The following is an 18111-nucleotide window of genomic DNA, read 5'->3' on the forward strand; positions in this document are numbered from 1 at the left end:
GGCGGCGGTCCGGGAAGACGCCGCCCCGAGTTCCCCCGCCGGGTCAGACGGCCTCGCGGAAGCGGGTGGTGCGGTGCACCGGGTCGGTGTCGATGTGCGGGATGACGTGCTCGCCGATGAGCTTGATGGTGGTCATCGTGTCCTCGGGCGAGACCCCGGTCGGCAGACCGAAGGAGAGCTGGTCGGCGCCGGCCTCCTCCCAGCGCTTGCACTGCGCGCGGACCTCGGACGGGTCGCCGCAGATGAGCAGCTCCTCGGCGATCAGCAGCTCGATGATCTCCGCGTTGTACTCGGGGAGGATCTCGGGCCACTCGGGGATCATCTCGGGGCGCGGGAAGGTGTCGTGGTAGCGGAAGACCAGCGACTGGAAGCGGTTCATGTTGGCGTTGACGGCGATCTCGACGGCCTTGTCGTGGGTCTCGGCGCAGATCGCGGTCGAGGTGACCATGACGTTGTCGTTGACGAAGGCGCCGATGGCCTTCGCCTCCTGGATCGCGGTCTTGTACTGCTCCAGCACCCAGGCCATGTCGGAGACCTTCTGGACGCTGAAGCCGAGGACTCCGAGGCCCTTCTTGGCGGCCATGGCGTACGAGGAGGGGGAGCCGGCGGCGTACCACATGGCCGGGTGGGCCTTGCCGTACGGCTTGGGGAAGATCTTGCGCGGCGGGAGCGACCAGTGCTTGCCCTGGAACCCCTCGTACTCCTCCTGGAGGAACATCTTGGGGAACTCGGCGATGGTCTCTTCCCAGATCTCCTTGGTGCCGTTCATGTCCTCGATGCCGGGAAGGAAGCCGAGGATCTCGTGGCTGCCGGCGCCGCGGCCGGTGCCGAACTCGAAGCGCCCCTTGGAGAGGTGGTCGAGCATGGCGACCTTCTCGGCCACCTTGACCGGGTGGTTGACCGGGGCGAGCGGGTTGAAGATGCCGGAGCCGAGGTGGATGCGCTCGGTGGCGTGAGCGAGGTACCCGAGGAACACCTCGTTCGCCGACAGGTGCGAGTACTCCTCCAGGAAGTGGTGCTCGGAGGCCCAGGCGTACTTGAACCCGGACTTGTCCGCCTGGATGACGTACTCGGTCTCCTCGATCAGCGCCTTGTGCTCTGCCTCGGGGTCGACCTTGGACCGTGCCTCAGGCACGTATCCCTGCACAAAGAGCCCGAATTCCAAGGGGATTCACCGTCCTTCTGTTTCTGACGTTGCGTCAGATTCGATGTCACGACTGTTCCATCGCGAGGGCGGGAGCGTCAATACCTGACGCTCCATCAGATATAGCCACGGGGCCGCCGGAGCGGTGCTAGAGGATGCTGACGCCCGCCATCCAGCCGCCGTCGATCACGAACGGCTGGCCGGTGATGTACGAGGAGTCCTCGCTGGTCAGGAACAGCGCCAGCTTGGCTATCTCCTCGGGCTGCCCCACCCTGCCCATCGGCACCACGCGCTTGTAGAGCTCCGCCATGGCGTCCCGTGCCTCCTGGGGCAGGTCCGCCGGATTGGTGTTCCCTGGGGTGGCCATCGCGGTGTCCACGGCCCCCGGGCACATCGCGTTGACCCTGATGTTCTTCGCGGCCAGCTCCAGCGCGGCCACCCGGGTCAGGCCGAGGATCGCCGCCTTGGTCGCCGCATACGTGCCCACGTACGCCATGCCCGTCAGGCCCGTGTACGAGGAGGTGTTGACGATCGTGCCGCCACCGGCGGCCTCGATCTCCGGAGCCACCGACTTGATGCCGAGGAAGGCGCCGACCTGGTTGACCTGGACCACCTGCTGGAACTCCTCCAGCGGGGTCGCGGTCAGCTCGTTGAAGCGCAGGATGCCCGCGTTGTTGACCAGCCCGTTCACCGGGCCGAAGGCCTCCTTCGCCGCCGCGATGGCCGAGGCCCAGTCCTCTTCGCGGCTCACGTCCATCCGTACGTACCGGGCCCGGTCCTCGCCGATCTCCTTCGCGACCGCCGTGCCCTGCTCGTCCAGTACGTCGCCCAGGAGCACCTTGGCACCCTCCGAGGCGAAGAGCCGGGCCTCCTGCTCGCCCTGGCCGCGCGCGGCACCCGTGATGATGACGACGCGTCCGTCCAGCTTGCCCATGCCGTACCCCTAATCGTTGAGGAGCGGGCCCACTTCGGACCCGAAAGCCGTGATCTGGTCGATGAGTTCGGCCCGGTCGCGATTGCGGAAGCGGACCTGGATCTGATCGATGCCGATCGCCTTGTACGCGCGCAGCGACTCGGCGAGCGCCTCCGCCTTGCCGGTGAGGGTCCGCCGGCCGGTCTCCCAGCCGGGCTCGCCGACGTACAGCGGCGCGGTGATCGCGCCGAACTCGACGGGTCCGGTGACCCCGGCCTCGGCGCGGAGCTCCTTGATCCGGGCAATCTGCGCCGGGAGCTTGTCGAGCGGGTCGCCCTGCGGGAGCCAGCCGTCGCCGCGCACGGCGGCCCGGCGGACGGCGGCGGGCGAGGAACCGCCCACCCAGACGGGGATCCGGGCCTGGACGGGGCGGGGCAGCTGCCCGAGGTCCTTGAAGGAGAACAGCTCCCCCTCGAACTCCGGGTACTCCTCGGGGCCGAGGGCGGCGCGCAGCGCGTCGAGGGTCTCGTCGAGGACGGCTCCGCGGCGCGCGAAGTCCACGCCGAGCACCTCGAACTCCTCCTTCACGTGCCCGGCGCCGACGCCGAGGATCAGCCGGCCGCCGGAGAGGTGGTCGACGGTTGCGTACTGCTTGGCGCTGAGCAGCGGGTGGCGCAGGCCGAGGATCGCGACGTGGCTCAGCAGCCGCACGTTCTCGGTGATCCCGGCCAGGAAGGAGAGGGTGGCCACCGGGTCGTACCAGATGGTGCTCATGGGGCCGGCCATGTGCCGCGGGATGGCCACGTGGTCACAGGTGGCGACGTAGCCGAAGCCGGCCCGGTCGGCCGCCCGCGCGACCGCGGCGAGGTCGGCCGCGCCGGCCGTCGCCTCCCAGGGCTCGGCGTAGATGGTGCTCTGCGACTGGATCGGGAGCTGCATCCCGTAGACCAGCCGACCTTCCGGAAACACGCGCGCCATGGGCCGTACCCGCCTCGTCCTCGACTGCCGATTCGTCATACCGGTGCGGGGGCCATCGTCGTAGCTGACGGTCCGTCAGGCAAGGGGTTGACGCGAAGACGGCGGCCCGGTGGCTTCCGGAGCCGAGCGGACGATCTTGCGCGGCGGGTCCGCCGTGGACCGGGCCCCGACACGCAGGAGACCCCGCGCCCGAAGGCGCGGGGTCTCGGTGCTCGGGGTCTCGATGCTCGGGGGACGGGGTCCCCGGGGTCAGAAGACGCGGACCCGGTCGGCCGTGTCCCAGAGCATGCTGCCCTCGGGGCCGCGCAGGCTGCCCTTCCCGGTGCCCGGGTACACGAAGGCCTGCCAGCCGATGGGGCGCAGCAGGTCGCTGATGCCGTCGGCGGTGGAGTCGCCGGTGGCCACGATCGGGGAGTCCGACGGCCAGGCGTACGGCAGCTGCTTGCGCGCGCCGAAAGCGCCCGCGCCGTTGCCCGGGTAGAGCCACAGGCGCCGCGAGCCGTCCCGGGCCACGAGGTCGGCCCGGCCGTCGCCGGACAGGTCGCCCGGCGAGACGAGCTGGTTCATGGTGTTCCAGCCGCCGCCCAGGTTCTTGCGCGTGCCGAACCAGCCCTTGCCGTTGCCCGGGTACGACCACAGCGTGCCGGCCGTGTCGCGGGCGAGCAGGTCGCCGCGCCCGTCGCCGGTCAGGTCGCCGGCCGCGCTGATCTCGCGCATGGCGTTCCAGCCGCCGCCCAGGCTCATCCGATTGCCGAAGGAACCGGTGCCGAGGCCCGGGTAGAACCACAGGACACCGCCCTTGTCGCGGGCGAAGATGTCCTCCTTGCCGTCGGAGTTGTAGTCGCCGTGGCGGACGAGCTGGGTCATGGCGTTCCAGCCGCCGCCGAGGAACTTGCCCTGCGTACGGCCCTCGGCGTCCCGCTTTCCGGGCAGGAACCACAGGCGGCCGTCGTCGGCACGCTCCAGCAGGTCGGCGATGCGGTCGTTGTTGAGGTCGGCGAAGTTCGCGACGGCCGGAACCGGCGCGGGCCGCGGCAGGTCGGGCCACGCCGTCCAGTCCATGTACGGGACGCCCTGGATGGCCTCGTACGAGGTGGTGGCGATCCGGATGGAGCTGATCGCGTTGTCGAACCGGCCCATGATCGAGCCGTCGAGGTCGTTGGGGCCGTTGTACGGGGTGACGTAGAGGTAGTCGCCCGAGAAGTTCGCGTCCGGGTACACGGTCGCGTACAGGCCGCTGTTGTTGACCAGCGAGGAGATCTTGTTGTTCCAGGTGCCGAGCGAGGCCTGGGGGGTCGAGAAGGTCTTCATCTCGCCCGTGTAGTCGTCGCCGGCGAAGACGCAGAACTTGCCCGCAGGGCAGCGCTCGGAGTTGTCGGCCGCGGCGGCGGTGGGCGCGGTGGTGAGCAGGGCCGCCACCGAGGCGGCCGTGGTGACGGCCGCGCCGAGGGCGCGGCGCAGGGAACGGGATCGGGAACCGGGTCGGGTCATGGGGAAGGCGGTCCGTTCTGAACTGAAGTCCGGAGTACGAAGACTGAAGGGGGTGCCGATAACCGGGCGGCCGGGCCGTGGCCCGGAAGGAACCGGGCCGCTGCCCGAGCCGCTTCCGGGCCGCGGGCTCAGAACACGAGGTGCGCGTCCGAGGCGTTGCCGATGACCTTGGCGCGGCCGAGGTGGCCGTCCTTCGCACCCGTCCCGGGGTACAGGAGCAGGTAGTTGTCGGCGTGCGAGTGCGCGAGGAGGTCGGGTCGCCCGTCGCCGTTGTAGTCGCCGACGCCCGCCAGCTCCTTGAAGCCGTTCCAGCCGCCGGTGCCGATCAGGCTGCGCGTACCGAAGCCGCCGCGGCCGTTGCCCGGGTAGAACCAGAGCCGCCCGGAGGTGTCACGGGCCACCAGGTCGCAGACGCGGTCGGAGTTCATGTCGCCGGCGCCGACGAGTTCGTTCATCACGCCCCAGCCGCCGCCGAGGTTCTTGCGCGCGCCGAACGAGCCCTTGCCGTTGCCGGGGTACATCCACAGCGTGCCGGCCGTGTCGCGGGCGAGCAGGTCGCGCTTGCCGTCACCGGTGAGGTCGCCGGCCGCGGCGAGGTCCCGCATCCCGTTCCAGCCGCCACCGAGCCCGGTGCGCGTACCGAGGGCCGAGCCGGTGCCCGGGTAGAACCACAGGACGCCGTCCTTGTCGCGGGCGAAGACGTCTTCCTTGCCGTCCGCGTTGTAGTCGCCGTGGCGGACGAGCTGGGTCATCCCGTTCCAGCCGGTGCCGATGCGGTGGGTCTTGTTGTTCTCGTTCGCGTTCACGGCCCACAGCGCGCCGTACCGGGTGCGGCCGACCAGGTCGGTGCGGCCGTCGCCGTCGAGGTCGCCGAAGGCCGCCTCGGCGGTCGGGGGCGCCGGACGCGTCCGCGGCTCCTCGCCGTACCACCAGGACGGGTAGGTGGAGAAGCTGCCGCAGTCCTCCGCGTCCGGCAGGAGCTGGATCGAGCTGACGGCGTCGTCGAGTTCCGGGCGCATGCTCTCGTCGAAGGACACCTGGCCGCCGTAGTAGTGCCCGGCGCCCTCCCAGCCGTAGTCGGGATCGGGGCTGACGCACACCGTGTGGTCGCTGTAGTTGGCGAGCGAGCTGATGCGGTCGTCCCAGGTGCCGAGGCGGGCCAGGCTGCTCTTGACGATCTTCATGTCGCCGGTGCCGACGGGCCCGCTGAAGACGCAGACCTGGCCCCAGGGACAGCGGTCGTAACCGCCGGCGGCCTGGGCGGCCGAGGCGCCGCCGAGCAGGCCGGCCGTGGTGGCCAGCGCCGTGGCGGCGGCCAGGAGCGCACCGCGGACGGCGCGCGGAACGGAAAGGGTCACAGATCCCCCCGGATGTGTGTGGAACAGCCGCGTTCGCACAGGCCCGCGGGAGCCGGCCCCCCTGGAACACGGATTCGAGTGTCAGGATCATAGCCCTGGCCCCCGAGCCGGACGCACCGCTAGGGTGCCGCGCGTGGAACTGTTTCTGACCCTGGTCAGCGGGGTGGCGTGGACCCTCGTGTACGCCGAGGCGATCCGGGTGGGGCTGCGGGACCGGGCGTACGCGATGCCGGTCGCGGCGCTCGCGCTGAACTTCGCCTGGGAGTCGACCTACGCCGTCAACGACATCCGTACCGGCCTCTCGGCCCAGGGCGTCGTCAACGTGGTGTGGGCCCTCGCCGACATCGTCATCGTGTACACCTACCTGCGCTACGGGCGGGCCGAGCTGCCCGGCTTCGTGACCCGGCCGCTGTTCGCCGTCTGGACGGTGCTCCTCTTCGCGAGCGCCTTCACCGTGCAGTGGCTCTTCCTCGCCCACTTCGGCGCGCACGACGCGAGCCGGTACTCGGCGTTCCTGCAGAACCTGCTGATGTCCGGGCTGTTCATCGCCCTCTACGCGAGCCGGCGCGGCCCGCTCGGACAGTCCCTGGTCATCGCGGTCGCCAAATGGATCGGCACGCTCGCGCCGACCTTCCTCTTCGGCGTCATCGAGGACGCCCCGTTCATCCTCGGCCTGGGGCTGATGTGCGCGGTCTTCGACCTCGCGTACATCGCGCTGCTGGCCCGGAACCCGGCGGGCGGGCGGCGCGGCGTCGTGGCGGACCTCAGAAGCCCCGCGGCCCCATCACGATGACCGGCTTCGCCGCCGGGTCGAGGGTCTCAAGGACCTGCTTCATCGCGGCCTTCGGGATGCCCACGCAGCCCTGCGAGGGGCCGTCGTGGTCCACGTGGAGCCAGATGTTGCCGCCCTTCTCCTCGCCGTCCGGCTTCGCCGGGTCGAGGGGGCTCACCCCCGTCTTGCGGTTGAAGTCGATGGCGACGACGTAGTCGAAGGAGCCGAGCAGCGACTCGCCGTTGACCCCGCGGCCCGTCGCCACGAAGGAGGCGTCCTGGTCGTACGGGAACTTCGTGCCCGGCGGCTTCGCCAGCAGCCCGCCCGCGTCGGTCAGCGCGAACACGCCCTCGGGGGAGGTCAGGTCCCCGTACGTACGCTCCGTGGACCAGCCCTTGGCTCCGTTGCGCGCGGGCCAGCTGTCGCTCTTCAGCCAGTCGGCGCCGGTCGCCGGACGGGTGTACAGGGCCGCGGTGGACTCCGAGGAGTTCTTGGCCTTGCCGGTGACCAGGATGAGCTGGCGGGCGGCCGCGGGGATCTTCGCCCGGGTCTGCTCGCTGACCTCGGGCAGGCCCTGGAAGGGGTCGCGTTCGGCGGCCCGCGCGGCCCGCTCCTCGGCCGGGGGCCGGGCGTCGGAGGCGGCCAGGGCCGCGGCGTTGGCCGGCGGGTCCTGCGCGAGGTACGCCCAGCCCACGCCGAAGCCGAGCAGTCCGAGCGCGGCCGCGAAGGCGAGCGGGCGCGAACCGCGGGCACCCCGGGAACCGCGCGGGGCACCGCCGGCGCGCCGCGCACCACCGGCGCGGAAGCGGCGGGTCGGGCGGGACGCCCCGGGTGTGCGGGACGGACGGGACGCGCGGGAGCCGGCTCGGGCGTGCTTGCTCATTGACCCGACCGTACACAGCCGATCTTCATTTTTGTTGACCGGTCAAGCTCCCGGCGTTTCCTCGGCGGGTCGCGCCGCCGGGGGCGCCGGCGACTCGGCCGGGAACCAGACCCGGACCATCAGCCCGCCGCCCGGCGCCGGGTTGGCCCGCGCCGTCAGTTCCGCGCCGTGCGCCCGCGCGATCGACGCGACGATCGAGAGCCCCAACCCGGCGCCCTCGCCCGCCGTATGCTGCCGTTCCGCCCGCCGCCGGAAGGGCTCCAGCAGCCGCGGCACGTCGCCCGGCTCGATCACCGGGCCGGTGTTGGAGACCGTCAGCACCCCCTCCCGGGAGGTCGCCACCTCCAGGCGGCCGCCCGCGCGGTTGTGACGTACGGCATTGGCCAGCAGGTTCCGCACGAGATGGCCGAGGAGGGTCCGGTCGCCCGTGACGGTCAGCGGCGCCAGATCCCGTACGACCACCAGGTCCTGAGGGGCCGTCCCCTCGATGCCCGCGAGTTCCGCCTCCGCGAGCCCCGCCAGATCCACCGGCTCCGTCACCTCCAGCCCCTCTTCCGAGACGGCGAGCAGGAGCAGCGACTCGACGAGGTGCTGACTGGAGTCCGCGACCTCGATGAGCTTGGAGCGGATCCGCGCCACCTTCTCCGGCGGCGGCTGACCCGCCAGCCCGATCTCGGCGGCCGCCCGCTGGACGGCGAGCGGGGTGCGCAGCTCGTGGGCGGCGTTCGCGGCGAACCGGCGCTGCGCCCCGACCAGGTCCTCCATCCGGTCGAGCATCCCGTCGAAGGTGTCCGCCAGCCGCTTGAGTTCGCCGGGCGGGGCCTGGAGACCGATCCGCTCGTGGAGGTTGGCGCCGGACAGGCGCCGGGCCGTCTCGGTGATCACGCCGACGGGGCGCAGGACGCGGCCGGCCATCCACCAGGCCAGCCAGATGGACAGGACGGCGAAGACGGCGAGGGCGAGGAGGGAGACGACGAGGAGCTCGTGGAGGGTGGCCTGCTCGACGGCGGCGGTCAGGTTGCGGGTGGCCCGCCACTGTTCGAGCTGTTCGGGGCTGGGGGTGGCGCCGGAGTCGAGCTTCTCGGCGGGGATCGGCAGGCGCTGGCCCGGGATCATGGGCGGGAGGGTGCCCTGGCCGCGGGGGGTGGCCGGGACGATGCTGGTCGTGGTGGTGACGGCGCCGCTGATGCGGCTGTAGAGGCCGTTGCGGAGCAGGATGTTGATCAGTGCGATGAGGCCGCCGCCCGCGAGGAGCAGCAGGGAGCCGTACAGGACGGTGAGACGGGCGCGCTCGGAGTGGAGCACTGCTCTCATCGTGGATCACCGATCCGGTATCCGGCGCCGGGGACGGTCTCGATCAGCGGCGGCTCCCCCAGCTTGGCGCGCAGCTTGCTCAGGGTCACCCGTACCGCGTTGGTGCTGTACGAGGTGTCCTCCTCCCACACCTGCTCGATCAGGTCGTCGCTGCTGAGGACCGCGCCCTCGGCGCGCAGCAGCGACTCCAGCACCGCGAACTCCTTGCGGGAGAGCGCCAGCCTGCGCCCCTCGCGGGTGGCGGTGCGCCGCGCCACGTCCACGGCCACCCCCGCCCGCTCCAGCACCGGCGGCAGGGCGGGCTGGGCGCGCCGCCCCAGCGCCAGGACGCGGGCGAGCAGCTCGTCGTAGGCGAAGGGCTTGGTGAGGTAGTCGTCTGCGCCGAGGCCCAGGCCCTCCACCCGGTCGCGTACGGTCCCGGAGGCCGTCAGCATCAGGACGCGGGTCAGCAGCCGCTCGCGCACCACCTGGCGGCAGACCTCGTCGCCGTGCAGGCCCGGCAGGTCGCGGTCGAGGATCAAGACGTCGTACGCGCCCAGGCGCAGGCGGCGCAGGGCCTCCAGGCCGTCGCCGGCCTCGTCGACGGCCAGGGCGTCGCCGCGCAGCCCCTCGGCGATCATCTCCCGCAGGAACTCCTCGTCCTCCACCACCAGAACTCGCATGGCGTCCTCTTTACCGGAGAGCGGCATTTCGCCGTTGTAAGCACGAGCCGTTAGAGAAGCGAAACCCGCTCTTCGCGCAGTCTCGGGCCCATGAAGCGATCCACGACCATGACCACGGCCGCGCTCCTCACCGGCCTCACCCTCTTCGTCACCGCGTGCACGGGCGGCGTCGGCGGCTCGGACGGAAAGCAGGACGGGAAGAAGGACGAGAAGCAGGACTCCTCGAACTCCAGCGGCACGGGCGGCAGCGGTGGCGGTGGCGGTGGCGGCGCGGACGCCGACAATGCCCTCAAGATGCGCAAGTGCCTGCGCGAGAACGGCGTCGAAGCCCCCGACCCGAAGCCCGGCGAGGACCCGCGCGGTATGACGCTCGGCGCGGGCATGGACCAGGAGGTCCTGAAGAAGGCCATGGACAAGTGCGGGATGAAGGGCCCCGGCTCGGGAGGCGAGGTCTCGCAGGCGGAGAAGGACAAGGCCCTGAAGCAGGCCAAGTGCATGCGGGACAACGGCTTCGACATGCCGGACCCGGAGTTCAACGGGAACGCGCGGACCGGGTTCTCCATACCCGAGGGCGCCGACAAGGACGCATTCATGGCCCAGCTGAACAAGTGCAGCGCGGACCAGTGAGGAAGCGCGGGAAGTGGCTCCTGGGCTCGCTGGCCGTCGTGCTCGCCGTCACGGGCGGCGGGTACGCGGTCGTCGCCCAGGCCGGGACGGACGGCGGCAGCGGCAGCGGCAGCGGCTCGAAGCAGGACCGTGCGGACGGACTGCCGGGGGCCACGCAGCCGGTCACGCGCGGCGACCTGAGCTCCGGGTTCAAGGTCGACGGGACGCTCGGCTTCGCGAAGGAGCGCAAGCTCAATGCGGTGGGTGCGGACTCGGCGGGTGGGGCGGGTGGGGCCCCCGGAGCGGGCGGGGCGGGGGCGGGGTCCGGGTCGGGCTCGGGCTCGGGCTCCGGCTCGGGCCCCGGCTCCGCGACCCTGACCTGGGTGGCGCCGGCCGGGTCCTCCGTGGAGCGCGACGGCAAGCTCTACGAGGTCAACGGCAAGCCGGTGCGCCTGATGTACGGAACCACCCCCGTGTACCGGTCCCTGAAGTCCGGGGACAAGGGCGAGGACGTCAAACAGCTCAAGCAGAACCTCCAGGCCCTCGGCTTCGGCACCGGCCTGGACACCACGGACGGCACCTTCACCGCCGGGACGGCCACCGCCGTCAAGCGCTGGCAGAAGTCCCACAAGGTGAAGGAGACCGGCGAGGTCGGCAAGGGCGACATCGCCTTCGCCTCCGGCCCCCAGCGGATCCAGAAGAACGACATGGCGGTCGGCGACGAGGCCGCCGCCGGCAAGCCCGTCATGACCCTGACCGGCACCGAGCGGATGGTCCGCCTGCAGCTGGACGTGGCCAAGGCGGGCAAGGTCAAGACCGGTGACCCGGTGACCGTGAGCCTGCCCGGCGGGGGCACCGGCAAGGGCAAGATCAGCTCGGTCGGCGCCACCGCCAACGGCGACGACCCGTCCTCGGGCGGCGGGCCCGGAGGCGGCGGAGGCGGCGGGGGCGGCGGGGACAAGAAGCCGAAGGTCGACGTCGAGGTCGCCCTCGACAAACCCTCCGAAGCCACGGGCCCCGACCAGTCCCCGGTCTCGGTGAGCCTGACGGGCGAGGTCCGCACGGGGGTGCTCTCCGTACCGGTCAACTCGCTCCTCGCCCTCGCCGAGGGCGGCTTCGGAGTCCAGGTCGTCGAGGACGGCAAGGTCCGCGAGGTCAAGGTCGAGCTCGGCATGTTCGGCCAGGGCCGGGTGGAGGTGAAGGGGGACGCCCTCAAGGAGGGCATGCTCGTGGGAGTTCCCGCGTCATGAACACACACGCCCACGCGGTCGTCGAACTGACCGGAGTCACCAAGGAGTACCCCGGCGGGGTCGCGGCCCTGCGCGGAGTCGACCTCACCGTCATGAACGGCGAACTCCTCGCCATCGTAGGCCCGTCGGGATCGGGAAAGTCCACGCTCCTGCACATCGTGGGGACGCTGGACCGGCCGACCGCCGGCCGCGTCGCCATCGCCGGGTACGACATCGCGAGCCTGTCCGACCGCTCCCTGTCGGCGCTGCGCTCCCGCCACGTCGGCTTCGTGTTCCAGTCCTTCCACCTGGTACCGGGCATCAGCGCCCGGGCGAACGTCGCCGAGGGGCTGCTGTACTCCGGCCTGTCCCGCGCCGAACGCGGACGGCGGGCGGAACGCGCCCTGGAGCGCGTCGGCCTCGGCGACCGCATGGACCACCGGCCGCACGAACTGTCCGGCGGCCAGAAGCAGCGCGTGGCGATCGCCCGCGCGGTGGCGGGCGAACCGGACCTGCTGCTCGCCGACGAGCCGACGGGCGCCCTCGACACGGCGTCCGGCGAGTCGGTGATGGAACTGCTGCACGAGCTCAACCAGGACGGGGCCACCATCGCCGTGATCACCCACGACAACGAGATCGCGGCGAGCCTGCCCCGGCAGGTCCGCATCCGCGACGGCGAGATCGTGGCGGACGTGTGGAACGCGGACGGGAACGCGGACGGGAACGCGGACGGGAACACGCACACGAACGCGACTGCCGGCGCGGACACGGACACGCTGGGGGTGGGCGCGTAATGGGTTCCGGTACCCGTACGAAGCCTCGCGCGGCCGAGAAGAAGGCGCGCGGCGCCGAGAGGAAGGCCCGCCGCGCCGAGCAGAAGGCCCGCAAGCTGTCTCCGCCACGCCTCGGCCCCCGGGACGTGTTCCACGTGGGATCGGCGGGGCTGCGCTCGCGGCCCATGCGCGTGTTCCTGTCCGCGCTCGGGATCGCGATCGGCATCGCGACGATGATCGCGGTCGTCGGCATCTCCTCGTCGAGCCAGGCCAAGCTGCTCCAGGAGCTCGACAAGCTCGGCACGAACATGATGGTCGCGACACCCGGCCCGTCGATGTTCTCGGGGCAGGACACCAAGCTGCCGAAGGACGCCCCCGGCATGATCGCCCGGATCGACGGGGTCGAATCGGTCGGCACGACGGGCGACGTGAAGGAGTCCGTCCGCCGCAGCGAGAACATCCCGAAGGAGGAGACGAACGGCATCGCCCTCAAGGCGGCGAAGGACGAGCTCCTGAAGACGCTCCGGGCCCGGATGCACAGCGGCAGCTGGCTCAACGACGCGACGGGCCGCTACCCGTCCGTGGTCCTCGGACACGTCACCGCCGAGCGCCTGGGCATCACGGGGCCGGGCGGGCAGGTCTTCATCGGCGGGCAGTACTTCACCGTCATCGGCGTCCTGGAGCCGATCCCCCTCGCGCCGGAGATCGAACGCTCGGCACTGATCGGCTGGGACGCCGCCCAGAGCCTCCTGGGCTTCGACGGCCACCCCACGTCCGTCTACGAGCGCTCCGCCGACGACCTCGTCCAGCAGGTCCGGGGCCTCATCGCCAAGACGGCCAACCCGGAGAGCCCGAGCACGGTCTCGGTCACGGACCCGTCGGCGGCCCTCCAGGCGAAGGCCGCCACCGAGGGCGCCTTCAGCACCCTCCTCCTCGGCCTGGGCGGCATCGCCCTGCTGGTGGGTGGGGTCGGGGTGGCCAACACCATGATCATCTCCGTACTGGAACGCCGCCACGAGATCGGCCTGCGCCGCTCCCTGGGCGCCACCAAGGGCCAGATCCGTATCCAGTTCGTCACGGAGTCCCTGCTCCTGTCGGGCCTGGGCGGCCTGGCGGGCATCGTGCTGGGCGGCGCGGCCACGGCGGTGTACGCCCGAGCCGGCGACCTCCCCTGGGTGGTCCCCCTCTGGGCCGTCACGGGCGGCTTCGCATCAACCCTGGCCATCGGCACGGTGGCAGGCCTCTACCCGGCGGTCCGCGCGGCAAGGCTGTCGCCGACGCTGGCCTTGCAGGCGGGGTAGGGGGCTGCGGGTGGGGTGGTGGCTTTGACAGTGGTTCGGGGGGCGTCCCGGTAGTCCAGTGTTCTTTCGGCGTGGGCCGGTCCCTCAAGGGCGCTCCCTGCGGTCGCGTCGCTTCGCGATGGCCTTCGGCCACCCTTGACCGACCGACCCACGCCGAAAAGCCACAAGACTTCCGGGATCCCCCCGGGGAACGGCCGGGAGGGAAGTGTGGGGAGGAGCGGCCTCGTCTGACATGCGCAGCCCCCAAGGGCCGGTGGTCATCTGGACACGGCCCCGGCAGGACCGCGACCTCGGCCGGAACGAACGCGCGGGGCGATCAGAGCATCCAGGACCGGGCGCCTGAACACCCTTCCCGTGACCGTCGACCGCCACCACGAGCGCAAGGACGCCCACGAGCCCCTCAGGGTCGGTGGGCGCGACAGATCGCTACACACTCCCACTCGGCCAAGCGACTACCGACCGTCCGTGGCTGATCCGGGGAGGTGGCTGCGTAGGGTGAATCTCGTGGGTGGGGGACGTGAGGGAGAGGAGGGCGTGGTGGCTGAGACGGTGCTGGCCGAGGTGATGGCCGAGCTGGCCGCTTTGGAGGACCCGAAGGCGCGTGCGGTGAACGAGAAGCACGGTGACGATCACGGTGTGAACCTCGGCAAGCTGCGCGCGGTCGCCAAGCGGTTGAAGACACAGCAGGAACTGGCCTGCCGGCTCTGGGAGACGGGTGACACGGCCGCGAGGCTGCTGGCGATCCTGATCTGCCGACCGAAGGCCTTCGGTCGGGACGAGCTGGACGCCATGCTGCGGGATGCGCGCAGGCCCAAGGTGCACGACTGGCTCGTGAACTACGTGGTGAAGAAGAGCCCGCACGCCGAAGAGCTGCGTCTCGTGTGGTTCGCCGATGCCGATCCCGTGGTCGCGAGCGCCGGGTGGGCGCTGACCACCGAGCGAGTGGCGAAGAAGCCCGACGGTCTGGATCTCGCGGGCCTGCTCGACGTCATCGAGGCGGAGATGAAGGATGCCCCTGACCGCCTGCAGTGGGCGATGAACCACTGCCTGGCCCAGATCGGTATCGAGCACGCCGAGTACCGCGCCCGCGCGCTCGCCATCGGCGAGCGCCTGGAGGTCCTGAAGGACTACCCGACGCCTCCCGGCTGCACCTCTCCGTACGCGCCCGTCTGGATTGCCGAGCTGGTACGTCGGAAGGACGAGAAGAGGGTGGCCTGAGCGGTCCCGTAAAGCAGTGGACAGGCCTCGGGCGCTGGGTGAGCATCTCCGCGATGAGCAATGAACTTCTCCCCAAGCGCGTCCGTTTCGTCAAGCTCAACGCACAGGCCCTCAGGGCCCTTGCCGACGGTGACCTGGCAGGTGGCAGCGCCGAGGCCGGGGTGGCCCTCGACGAATATTTCGTGTCCGACCGTGCCCGCTGGATCTTCGGCTACCGCGCCGACCAGCTCACCAAGGACCCGTCCGCCGCCCGCTGGACCACCCGGGCCGCAGTGTCGGAGCCGGACGGGACGGTCATCGGCGACGCCGGATTCCACGGCCCGCCGAACGAGGCGGGCGTGGTGGAGATCGGCTACAGCGTCGTGTCCGCCCACCGCCGCCGGGGCTACGCCCGCGCCATGCTGACCGCCCTGCTGGCCAGGGCCGCCGAAGAGCCCGATGTCAGGACCGTCCGGGCCACCATCCGATCCGACAACGCCGCCTCTCTGGCCGCCCTCGCGGGCTTCGGCTTCGCCCGTGTCGCCGAGCAGGGAAACGAGACCGACGGAATCAGTTTTGTCTTCGAACGCCCGGCGAACCCGTCGCAGCCGCTTCTCTAGCCCGCCTGGTCACGGGCCCGGCTACGGGCCCCATTTCTGCTTCGGTGCCGCGCTGGCCCGCCTCGAAGGTGCGGTGGCGCTTCCCCTCCTCCTCCGGCGCCTGGGCAGCGTCGCGCTGGCCAAGCCCACCGAAGAACTGCCCTGGCGGCCGGCCCGGGTCATGCGCGGCTGGCCGCGCTCCCCGTCGTACGGAACTGATCCCGGCAACTCGCCACCCACGGGAGGGCATCAACATGCTCGGCAGGCCCGACGCCCCCGGCCCCGGCCCCGTATTGCTGGCCGAACCCACCCCGGGTGTTCTGCTCATCACCCTCAACAGGCCCCACGTCCGCAACGCCGTGGACCGGCCCCTCGCCGAGGCGCTGGACGCGGCCCTCACCGGTGCGGAGGGTCACTTCTGCTCGGGGATGGACCTCAAGGCCTTCCCCACCGAAGGCGTCCCCGTCGTCGCCGGGCGGGGGCTGGGGGGCTGATCCGCGCCCGGCTGCGCAAGCCGCTGATCGCCGCCGTCGAGGGTGCCGCCGTCGCGGGGGGCTTCGAGCTGGCCCTGGCCTGCGACCTGATCACCGCGGCCGACACCGCGTTCTTCGCCCTGCCCGAGGTGGCCCGCGGCCTCGTCGCAGCCGAGGGCGGGGCGATCCGCCTGCCCGGCCGGCTCCCGTACCACGTGGCCATGGAGATGCTCCTGACCACGGCTCCCCTGTCCGCCACCGACGCGGCCCGCTACGGGCTGGTCAACCGCCTCACCCCCGCGGGACGGGCCCTGGAAGCGGCCCTCGCCCTGAGCGCCCGCATCCAGGCCCACTCCCCCCACGCCGTCCACGTCACGAAGCAGATCGTCCAGAACACCCGAGGCCTGGACGACCACGCCGCCTATGCCCTCCAAGACCCGCTCAGCACACCCGTGTTCGCCACCACCGCCGCCACGGAGGGCGCCCGGGCCTTCACCCAGAAACGTTCTCCCGCCTGGGACGGGCCGGCGGCGTCCCGCCACCTCTGATCCGCCGGACCGGCCCCCGGCTCCGGCCCACCGCCGCCGGTCCCCGGGCCGGACCCCGCCCCGATCACACCTCTCCCGCCCCGCGCACCCCCCGTCGTACGCTGGTCTGATGCGAACTCCTCGGCAGGCCGCAAGAATCGTCGTCCTCAACCCCGCCGGATCCGTGTTCCTGTTTCGCGAGAACAACGTGGAAGTCGGCATCCACTGGCTGCCGCCCGGCGGTGGCATCGATCCCGGGGAGACGCCCGAGGAGTGCGTGCGGCGGGAGTTGCGGGAAGAGACGGGCTGGACGGACCTGGAGCCGGAGCGGCTGCTCTGCACCTGGGAGCACGACTTCACCCACCAGGGCATCCCCGTGCGCCAGCACGAGCACATCTACGTGACCACCGGCCCGCACCGCGATCCGGTGCCGGAGTACCCCGAGGCCCACTGGCGGTGGCTGTCCGCGCGGAACCTCGCCGCCCTCGGGGAGGCGCTGTGGCCCCCGCGCCTCGCGCAGCTGCTCGACGAAGCCCCCGCCGAGCCCGTGCACTTGGGGCTGCTCGCCTGACCGCCCGCCCGGGGAGGCCGTCGCCCGCTGCCCGTTTCCCGCTGTTCGCTGCCCGCCGCTCAGCGCGGCATGGCCCCGCTCATCTCCCGGGCGAGCGCGCGCAGCTCGTCCGCGACCGTGGACTCGTAGGAATTCACCGGGCTCACGGGCCAGTTCACCCGCACTCCCGCCCGTTCCGCCAGCACCAGCACGGTGGCCACGAAGCCCTCGGAGAGGGCGCGGATCACGGCATGGCCGGTGAGTCCGTGGCGGGTGATGAGGGCTTCGGCGAAGGGGCCGAGGGCGCCCGGGTTGATCTGGCACTCGTCGTTCTCCATCGGGCCGATGCCCGACGGGACGCCGAGTTCCGCCTCGAAGAGGGCCACTTGGCGGTGGAAGAGGCGGGCGGCGCCGTTCGAGGGGTTCCAGAGGGATTCCTCGCCGAGGTCGTAGTACTGGCTCACCGGCCGGTACCGCCGCCCGCGGCCCGCGCGTACAGCTGCGCCGCGTAGTCGCTCAGGATCGTGCTCGTCGAGACGTCGTCGGTGTCCCCGCCGGTCAGGACGCCGATGATCTTTCCGTCGGCCGCGATCCACGAGCTGCCGCTCGTGCCGCCGGGGAAGTCCGCGCAGTCGAAGCGCTGTTCCGTGGCGCTGAGCCGTACCGCGCGGGACAGGCAGGTGCGCGGGACCTTGCGGTCCGAGGGGTAGCCCGTCACCGTGACCTGCTCGTCCGTGCGGCCCGTGGTGTCCAGGACGGCGGCGCCGGTGACGTCCTCGATGTTGCGGCCCGAGGCGTCGGGGGCGAGGCGGGCGAAAGCGAGGTCGTAGTCGTCGTTCGTCCCGTCCGCCCAGCGCGGGTCCTCGAAGACCTCCGCGATCTTCCAGGTGCCGTACGGGACCCGCCCGTCGGCGTACGCGGGTGCGAAGGTGGCTGCGCCTTCGCCGGCCCGGCCGGCGAGCAGGCAGTGGCCGGCGGTGACGATGAGGTTCCGCCCGGGACTGTGCACGACGGTCGCCGTACAGAAGTGATTGCCGGTCACATCACCCTCGAACAGTGCCCCGGCGAACGCCGCGGGCCCGCCCGGTGCGGGCGGTGAAACCGACGGTCCGGGGGTCGCCCCACCGGAGGGCCGAGCCCGTTCCGGCGATTGCGACTGCGATGGGCGGCCCGTGGAAGACATCGTCGGAGGCGCCGTGTTCGCGTGCGCGGGCGCCTTGCCGTCATCGGCCGGGACCACCTTCGTCATGGCAGCGGACGCACCCAGCGCCGCCACCGCGCACAACACCGCGGTCACCACGGCCCGCTTGTCCATCACAGACAACCCTCCCCCAATTTGCT

The 18111-nt window shown here is 71.7% G+C and carries 20 protein-coding genes; 10 read left to right on the plus strand and 10 right to left on the minus strand.

Translation table 11 applies throughout. The annotated features are described in order from the left end of the window. Positions 1 to 43: 43 nt before the first annotated feature. From OG247_RS18645 to OG247_RS18665, 5 genes are all read right to left on the minus strand, one after another. Positions 44 to 1165 (minus strand): LLM class flavin-dependent oxidoreductase, encoded by a 1122-nt coding sequence (locus tag OG247_RS18645; RefSeq protein ID WP_243339251.1) that lies wholly within the window; start codon positions 1163 to 1165, stop codon positions 44 to 46. A gap of 127 nt (positions 1166 to 1292) precedes the next feature. After that, positions 1293 to 2078, minus strand: a complete 786-nt coding sequence (locus OG247_RS18650; protein ID WP_327253317.1) for an SDR family NAD(P)-dependent oxidoreductase — start codon at positions 2076 to 2078, stop codon at positions 1293 to 1295. A gap of 9 nt (positions 2079 to 2087) precedes the next feature. After that, positions 2088 to 3035, minus strand: a complete 948-nt coding sequence (locus OG247_RS18655; RefSeq protein ID WP_327253318.1) for an LLM class F420-dependent oxidoreductase — start codon at positions 3033 to 3035, stop codon at positions 2088 to 2090. A 249-nt stretch (positions 3036 to 3284) separates the two neighbouring features. Beyond that, positions 3285 to 4526, minus strand: a complete 1242-nt coding sequence (locus tag OG247_RS18660) for an FG-GAP-like repeat-containing protein (RefSeq protein WP_327253319.1) — start codon at positions 4524 to 4526, stop codon at positions 3285 to 3287. 128 nt (positions 4527 to 4654) lie between these two features. Beyond that, positions 4655 to 5884, minus strand: coding sequence for an FG-GAP-like repeat-containing protein (locus OG247_RS18665; protein WP_327253320.1), 1230 nt, complete (start codon positions 5882 to 5884; stop codon positions 4655 to 4657). Positions 5885 to 6017: 133 nt separating this feature from the next. Here OG247_RS18665 and OG247_RS18670 point away from each other — a divergent pair, with 133 nt between their 5' ends. Continuing rightward, positions 6018 to 6677, plus strand: coding sequence for a transmembrane-type terpene cyclase (locus OG247_RS18670; RefSeq protein ID WP_327253321.1), 660 nt, complete (start codon positions 6018 to 6020; stop codon positions 6675 to 6677). Here the strand turns inward: OG247_RS18670 and OG247_RS18675 are convergent. From OG247_RS18675 to OG247_RS18685, 3 genes are read right to left on the minus strand one after another with little or no spacing between them, the layout of a single operon-like run. Next, positions 6649 to 7539 carry a hypothetical protein gene (locus OG247_RS18675; RefSeq protein ID WP_327253322.1) on the minus strand — a complete coding sequence of 297 codons (891 nt, stop codon included), beginning with the start codon at positions 7537 to 7539 and terminating at the stop codon, positions 6649 to 6651. The two genes, OG247_RS18670 and OG247_RS18675, sit on opposite strands and share 29 nt — an antisense overlap. 42 nt (positions 7540 to 7581) lie before the next feature. Further along, positions 7582 to 8853: a sensor histidine kinase gene (locus OG247_RS18680; protein ID WP_327253323.1), complete on the minus strand. Its 1272-nt coding sequence runs from the start codon at positions 8851 to 8853 to the stop codon at positions 7582 to 7584. Next, positions 8850 to 9515 carry a response regulator transcription factor gene (locus tag OG247_RS18685; protein WP_327253324.1) on the minus strand — a complete coding sequence of 222 codons (666 nt, stop codon included), beginning with the start codon at positions 9513 to 9515 and terminating at the stop codon, positions 8850 to 8852. Before OG247_RS18685 ends, OG247_RS18680 begins: the two co-directional genes overlap by 4 nt. Positions 9516 to 9605: 90 nt before the next feature. Here OG247_RS18685 and OG247_RS18690 point away from each other — a divergent pair, with 90 nt between their 5' ends. The 9 genes from OG247_RS18690 (at position 9606) to OG247_RS18730 (ending at position 16791) form a co-directional block, all read left to right on the plus strand. Beyond that, complete coding sequence (locus tag OG247_RS18690) at positions 9606 to 10142, plus strand: hypothetical protein (protein ID WP_327253325.1); 537 nt, start codon at positions 9606 to 9608, stop codon at positions 10140 to 10142. Further along, the gene (locus tag OG247_RS18695; protein ID WP_327253326.1) at positions 10139 to 11371 is read left to right on the plus strand and encodes a peptidoglycan-binding protein; all 1233 of its coding nucleotides are present in this window, start codon (positions 10139 to 10141) and stop codon (positions 11369 to 11371) included. Before OG247_RS18690 ends, OG247_RS18695 begins: the two co-directional genes overlap by 4 nt. Beyond that, on the plus strand, positions 11368 to 12144 hold the full coding sequence (locus OG247_RS18700; protein ID WP_327253327.1) for an ABC transporter ATP-binding protein: 777 nt from the start codon (positions 11368 to 11370) through the stop codon (positions 12142 to 12144). The genes OG247_RS18695 and OG247_RS18700 overlap by 4 nt, the downstream gene beginning before the upstream one ends. Then, the gene (locus tag OG247_RS18705) at positions 12144 to 13424 is read left to right on the plus strand and encodes an ABC transporter permease (protein ID WP_327253328.1); all 1281 of its coding nucleotides are present in this window, start codon (positions 12144 to 12146) and stop codon (positions 13422 to 13424) included. The genes OG247_RS18700 and OG247_RS18705 overlap by 1 nt, the downstream gene beginning before the upstream one ends. 564 nt (positions 13425 to 13988) lie before the next feature. Beyond that, positions 13989 to 14642 carry a DNA alkylation repair protein gene (locus OG247_RS18710; protein WP_327257531.1) on the plus strand — a complete coding sequence of 218 codons (654 nt, stop codon included), beginning with the start codon at positions 13989 to 13991 and terminating at the stop codon, positions 14640 to 14642. Between the two features lie 53 nt (positions 14643 to 14695). After that, the gene (locus OG247_RS18715) at positions 14696 to 15241 is read left to right on the plus strand and encodes a GNAT family N-acetyltransferase (protein WP_327253329.1); all 546 of its coding nucleotides are present in this window, start codon (positions 14696 to 14698) and stop codon (positions 15239 to 15241) included. Positions 15242 to 15474: 233 nt separating this feature from the next. Continuing rightward, positions 15475 to 15714, plus strand: coding sequence for a hypothetical protein (locus OG247_RS18720; RefSeq protein ID WP_327257828.1), 240 nt, complete (start codon positions 15475 to 15477; stop codon positions 15712 to 15714). Positions 15715 to 15740: 26 nt separating this feature from the next. Further along, a complete protein-coding gene (locus tag OG247_RS18725) occupies positions 15741 to 16241 on the plus strand; it encodes an enoyl-CoA hydratase-related protein (RefSeq protein WP_327257532.1) in 501 nt (166 codons plus the stop codon). Positions 16242 to 16350: 109 nt separating this feature from the next. Further along, a complete protein-coding gene (locus OG247_RS18730; RefSeq protein WP_327253330.1) occupies positions 16351 to 16791 on the plus strand; it encodes an NUDIX hydrolase in 441 nt (146 codons plus the stop codon). Between the two features lie 59 nt (positions 16792 to 16850). On the opposite strand, the gene OG247_RS18735 is transcribed toward OG247_RS18730, so the two are convergent. Together OG247_RS18735 and OG247_RS18740 are read right to left on the minus strand one after the other, a co-directional pair. Continuing rightward, positions 16851 to 17234, minus strand: a complete 384-nt coding sequence (locus OG247_RS18735; RefSeq protein ID WP_327253331.1) for a DUF6086 family protein — start codon at positions 17232 to 17234, stop codon at positions 16851 to 16853. Then, positions 17231 to 17812 (minus strand): trypsin-like serine peptidase, encoded by a 582-nt coding sequence (locus tag OG247_RS18740; RefSeq protein WP_327253332.1) that lies wholly within the window; start codon positions 17810 to 17812, stop codon positions 17231 to 17233. The genes OG247_RS18735 and OG247_RS18740 overlap by 4 nt, the downstream gene beginning before the upstream one ends. Positions 17813 to 18111: the final 299 nt, after the last annotated feature.

This window comes from Streptomyces sp. NBC_01244 (assembly GCF_035987325.1).
Taxonomy (GTDB): domain Bacteria; phylum Actinomycetota; class Actinomycetes; order Streptomycetales; family Streptomycetaceae; genus Streptomyces.

Coding starts and splice junctions, on each gene's coding strand:
- OG247_RS18650 (WP_327253317.1), bottom strand. CDS start 2,078: ATGGGCAAGCTGGACGGACGCGTCGTCATCATCACGGGTGCCGCGCGC.
- OG247_RS18655 (WP_327253318.1), bottom strand. CDS start 3,035: ATGGCGCGCGTGTTTCCGGAAGGTCGGCTGGTCTACGGGATGCAGCTC.
- OG247_RS18660 (WP_327253319.1), bottom strand. CDS start 4,526: ATGACCCGACCCGGTTCCCGATCCCGTTCCCTGCGCCGCGCCCTCGGC.
- OG247_RS18675 (WP_327253322.1), bottom strand. CDS start 7,539: ATGAGCAAGCACGCCCGAGCCGGCTCCCGCGCGTCCCGTCCGTCCCGC.
- OG247_RS18680 (WP_327253323.1), bottom strand. CDS start 8,853: ATGAGAGCAGTGCTCCACTCCGAGCGCGCCCGTCTCACCGTCCTGTAC.
- OG247_RS18685 (WP_327253324.1), bottom strand. CDS start 9,515: ATGCGAGTTCTGGTGGTGGAGGACGAGGAGTTCCTGCGGGAGATGATC.
- OG247_RS18690 (WP_327253325.1), top strand. CDS start 9,606: ATGAAGCGATCCACGACCATGACCACGGCCGCGCTCCTCACCGGCCTC.
- OG247_RS18700 (WP_327253327.1), top strand. CDS start 11,368: ATGAACACACACGCCCACGCGGTCGTCGAACTGACCGGAGTCACCAAG.
- OG247_RS18705 (WP_327253328.1), top strand. CDS start 12,144: ATGGGTTCCGGTACCCGTACGAAGCCTCGCGCGGCCGAGAAGAAGGCG.
- OG247_RS18710 (WP_327257531.1), top strand. CDS start 13,989: ATGGCCGAGCTGGCCGCTTTGGAGGACCCGAAGGCGCGTGCGGTGAAC.
- OG247_RS18715 (WP_327253329.1), top strand. CDS start 14,696: ATGAGCAATGAACTTCTCCCCAAGCGCGTCCGTTTCGTCAAGCTCAAC.
- OG247_RS18720 (WP_327257828.1), top strand. CDS start 15,475: ATGCTCGGCAGGCCCGACGCCCCCGGCCCCGGCCCCGTATTGCTGGCC.
- OG247_RS18730 (WP_327253330.1), top strand. CDS start 16,351: ATGCGAACTCCTCGGCAGGCCGCAAGAATCGTCGTCCTCAACCCCGCC.